This window comes from Kineococcus gurbantunggutensis, assembly GCF_050871925.1.
Taxonomy (GTDB): Bacteria; Actinomycetota; Actinomycetes; order Actinomycetales; family Kineococcaceae; genus Kineococcus.
Genome location: NZ_JBJLSG010000260.1, coordinates 1 through 4306 on the forward strand (window position 1 = coordinate 1; position 4306 = coordinate 4306).

At 80.4% G+C, this 4306-nt stretch carries 4 protein-coding genes and 1 pseudogene; all 5 read right to left on the bottom strand.

Annotated features, from left to right (window positions below; all coding sequences use genetic code 11):
* Positions 1–96: 96 nt before the first annotated feature.
* Entirely contained in the window at positions 97–711 is a 615-nt protein-coding gene (locus tag ACRYR7_RS24570; protein ID WP_432574951.1) for a response regulator, read from the bottom strand.
* Positions 708–1949, bottom strand: a complete 1242-nt coding sequence (locus tag ACRYR7_RS24575) for a sensor histidine kinase (RefSeq protein WP_432574953.1) — start codon at positions 1947–1949, stop codon at positions 708–710. Before ACRYR7_RS24575 ends, ACRYR7_RS24570 begins: the two co-directional genes overlap by 4 nt.
* A 38-nt stretch (positions 1950–1987) precedes the next feature.
* Entirely contained in the window at positions 1988–2812 is an 825-nt protein-coding gene (locus tag ACRYR7_RS24580; RefSeq protein ID WP_432574955.1) for an ABC transporter permease, read from the bottom strand.
* Positions 2813–2874: 62 nt separating this feature from the next.
* Entirely contained in the window at positions 2875–3873 is a 999-nt protein-coding gene (locus tag ACRYR7_RS24585) for an ABC transporter ATP-binding protein (protein ID WP_432574957.1), read from the bottom strand.
* Positions 3874–4003: 130 nt separating this feature from the next.
* Positions 4004–4306 (bottom strand): annotated as a pseudogene (locus ACRYR7_RS24590) (hypothetical protein); the annotation flags it as partial.

Sequence of the window (4306 nt, forward strand, 5' to 3'; positions counted from 1 at the left end):
CCGGCTCGCGGCGGGCGGGCGGGGGGGGGGGGCGGGCCCGCCGCCCCCCCCCCCCCCCCCCCCCCCGCGTGGACCGGGGTCAGATGTGGACCGGGGTCAGATCCAGCCGGCGCGGCGGGCCACCACGACGGCCTCGTGACGGTTGGAGACCCCCAGCTTGCCCACGCAGCTGGACAGGTGGTTGCGGACGGTGCCCGGCGAGAGGGAGACGCGCACGGCGATCTCCTCGATGCCGGCGCCGTCCGCGGCCAGCTCCAGCACGTCGGCCTCCCGCGGCGTCAGCGGGCTCTGCCCCGCCGCGATGGCGTCGGCCGCCAGCTCGGGGTCGACGTAGCGCCCGCCGGCGGCGACGGTGCGGATCGCCTGGGCCAGCACCGCGCCGGAGGCGGTCTTGGGCAGGAACCCGCGCACCCCCAGCTCCAGGGCCCGCTTGAGGTAGCCGGGCCGGCCGTGGCTGGTGAGGATCATCGTGGTGCAGCCGGGCACGTCCGCGTGCAGCGCCTCGGCCACCGCCAGCCCGTCGGCGCCGGGCATCTGCAGGTCCAGCACCGCCACCCGCGGCCGCTCCTTGCGGGCCACCGCGATCGCCTCCGGCCCGGAGGCGGCCTGCGCGACGACGTCGATGTCGTCCTGCAGCTGCAGCAGCTGCGCCACCGCCGAGCGCACGAGGTTCTCGTCGTCGGCCAGCAGCACCCGGATCGGCCCGCTCACCGCACCGCCCCCGCCGCGCCCGCCGCACCCCTCGCGCCCGCCGGCGCCCCCGCGGGCAGCTCGGCGCGCAGGGTGAACGTGCCGTCGCGGCGCTCGGCGCCCAGCCGCCCGCCCAGCGGCCGCAGCCGCTCGGCCAGGCCCGCCAGGCCCGAACCGCGCCCCGGCGCGCCCTCCACCGCCCCGTCGTTCTCGATCAGCACCCGCACCGCTCCTCCCGCCCCGCCGCTCACCTCGATGCGGCACCGCGAGGCCGCCGAGTGCCGCACCACGTTGGTCACCCCCTCGCGCACCACCCACGCCGCCGCGGTGCGGGCCTCCTCGCCGGCGCCCGCCGCGTCGGCGACCACGGCGGGCTCGATCCCGGCCGAGCGCAGCAGCGCCGCCGCGCCCTCCAGCTCCGCGTCCAGGTCCACCCCGCGGTAGCCGCGCACCACCTCGCGCACCTCGCGCAGCGAGTCCTGCGCGATGCGGCGCACCTCCTCGGCCCGCTCGATGGCCTCGGGCCGCCCGCGCCGGGCCAGCTCGGCCACCAGGTCGCTGGTGACGGCGATGGCCGACAGGTCCCGGCCCACCACGTCGTGCAGGTCGCGGGCGAAGCGCAGCCGCTCCTCGGCCACCGCCAGGCGCGCGCGGTCGCGCTCGGCGCCGGCCAGGCGGCGCACCACGTCCACGATCCACATCGACAGCTGCACCGTCACGGCCGCGAACGCGAAGGCGCCCACCAGGAACGCCCCGGCCGCCAGGCCCGGGTGCGGCCAGTCGAAGCCGGCGCGGTGCAGGACCGCCAGACCGGCGCCGGCGAGCACCGCCAGCAGCAGGCTGCGCCGGGTGCCCAGGAACGCCGCCGGGCCGAACAGCGCCCCGACGACCACGACGCGGGCGATCGCCCCGCCCTGCACCGCGGTCAGCAGGGGCGTCGCGGCGAACGCCGCCGCCGAGACGGCGGCCAGCGCGGCCCACCACGCCCGCGGCACCGGCCGCCCGGCGATCTGCCGGTCCAGGACCAGGCCGACGGCCACCGCGTGGACGACCACCGCCGCCAGCACGGCGAGGGCGGCGGCGGGGCGCTGCTCCAGCGCCCCGCCGCGCCCGAGCTGGCCGAACGTCAGGGACGGGCCGATCGTCAGCAGCAGGGCGAAGGACTGGCGGGTGTAGAGGGTGACGCGCTCGACGTCGTCCTTGCCGGCCCACCAGCGCTGCCACCTGGTGCCCGTCCCCCGCCCGGTCGCGCGCTCCACGCGCCCCACCCTGCCAGGCCGTCCGCGGTGCGCGGCGCTCAGGAGCGCGGGGACCAGCGGAAGCGCGCGCGCACCACCAGCGCGCCGAGCACGACCCACGCCAGCAGCGTCGCCGTCCAGGTCGCCAGGTCCGCGGCCGAGGGGTCGCCGGTCCAGCCGGCGCGCAGCAGCTCCACCACGGGCGCCAGCGGCGTGAACCCCGCCAGGCGGGCCAGCGCGTCCGGCAGGGCGCCGGCGGGCAGGAACAGCCCGCCGCCGAGCCCGCACACGGCGATCACCGGCAGGCTGGTGACCTGCGCGGACTCCAGGGTGCGGGTGAACGCGGCGGTCACCAGCGCCAGCACGGCCATCACGGCGCAGCCGAGCACGAGGCCGAGCACGGGCAGCAGCGGGCGCCCCGGCAGCGGCATGTCCAGCACGAGCGCGCCGGCGGCGCCGAAGACGGCGGTGATGGCCAGCGTCAGGCCCGTCGAGGGCACCGCCGTGGCGACCAGGACCTCCGCGTCGGCGGCCTCGCCGGTGCGCAGCCGCTGCAGCACGCCCTCCTCGCGGCGGGCCACGGCGGCGGACAGGACGTTGTAGAAGACGACCGCCAGCAGCAGCGCCGCGACGACCAGGTTCACCGCGCCGGCGGTGCCGGCGGGGGTGGCCAGGCGGTCCCCGGCGGTGGAGGCCAGCAGCGCGACGAAGGCCAGCGGCGTGACCAGGGCGGTGAAGACGGCGGTGCGGTTGCGGCGCAGCAGCCGGGCCTCGGCGCCGGCCAGGGCGGCGGTGCGGCGCAGCGGGGCGGGCAGCGGGCCGCGCGCGGGGACGGCGGCGGGCAGGGCCGCGGCGCGGGGCGCGGCGGCGGTCGTGGTGCTCATCGGGTCTCCTCCGGGGGACGGGTGGTCGGCGGGGTGGTGGGCGGGGTGGTCGGCGGGGGCGGTCAGCGGGTCTCGTCGGCGCCGCGGGCCAGGGCGAGGAAGGCGGTCTCCAGGGAGGCGGGCGTGGCCCGCAGCTCGGCCAGCTCCAGGTGCTGCGCCTCGGCCCAGGCCAGCACGCGGGCGAGGGTGCGCTGCAGGGAGGCGGTGCGCACCACGACGTGGCGGCCGTCGAGGGCGAGGGTGTCCCCGGGGCCCAGGACCCCGTCGCCGGGCCGGCCGGCGTCGCGGTGCCAGCGCACCTCGGCGCGGTGGGTGGCCACGACGTCGGCGACGGTGCCCTCGGCCACGACGAGGCCGCGGTGCAGGACGGCCAGCCGGTCGGCGAGGCGCTCGGCCTCCTCCAGGTGGTGCGTGGTCAGCAGCACCGCGGTGCCGGTGGCGGCCAGCTCGCCCACCAGGTCCCACACCGCGCGGCGGCTCTCCGCGTCCAGGCCGGTGGTCGGCTCGTCCAGCAGCAGCAGCTCCGGGTCGCCCAGCAGCGCCACGGCCAGGTCCAGCCGGCGCCGCTCGCCGCCGGAGAGGCTCTTGACGGGGGTGGAGGCCTTGCGGGTCAGGTCCAGCGCGTCCAGGACGTCGGCGACGGGGCGGGCGGCGGTCAGGGTCGCGGCCCAGGCCGCGGCGGCCTCGGCGACGCTGAGGTCCCCGGGCAGGCCGCCGGACTGCAGCACCACGCCGGTGCGCGGGCGCACGCGCCGGCGCTCGCGGACGGGGTCGTGGCCGAGCACGCGCACGGTGCCCGAGGTGGGGGCGGCCAGGCCCGCGACGACCTCGGTGGTGGAGGTCTTGCCGGCGCCGTTGGTGCCCAGCAGGCCGAAGACCTCCCCGGGGCGGACGGTGAAGCTGACGCCGCGCACGGCCTCGGCGCCCGAGGCGTAGGTGCGGCGCAGGTCGCGCACCTCCACGGCGGCGGGCGCGGCGGCGGGTGCGGTGGTGGGGGCGGTGGTGGGGGCGGCGCCGGGAGCGCTGTGCCGCAGCGGTTCCGCGGGGGTGTGCGTCGTCATGGCACCAGCGTGGCGCCGGGGGCGGGGCCCGCCCCGTGCGCGCCGTCACGACTTCGGCGCGCCCGTGCACGCGAGGGGCGTGACAGACGTCACGGGTGCCGCCCGCGGGGGCGGGCCGGGCGGCGGGCGGCTAGAGCAGCAGGTCCGCCGGGGCGGCGACCGGCCGCCACAGCGGCACGCCGTCGCCGGCGGCCGCGGCGGCCGGCACGAGGGCCGGCATCCGGTCGGCGGCCACGAGCGGGCCGAGGTCCAGGGCGGTCAGCTCGGCGACGTCGGCGACGGGGACCTGGAAGGTGCGGAACGCGGCCAGCTCGGGCGCGCGCCGGGGGGGGGGGGGGGGGGGGGGGGGGGGGGGGGGGGGGGGGGGGGGGGGGGGGGGGGGGGGGGCGGGGGGGGGGGGCGGGGGCGGGGGGCGGGCCGGGGGCCGGGGGGG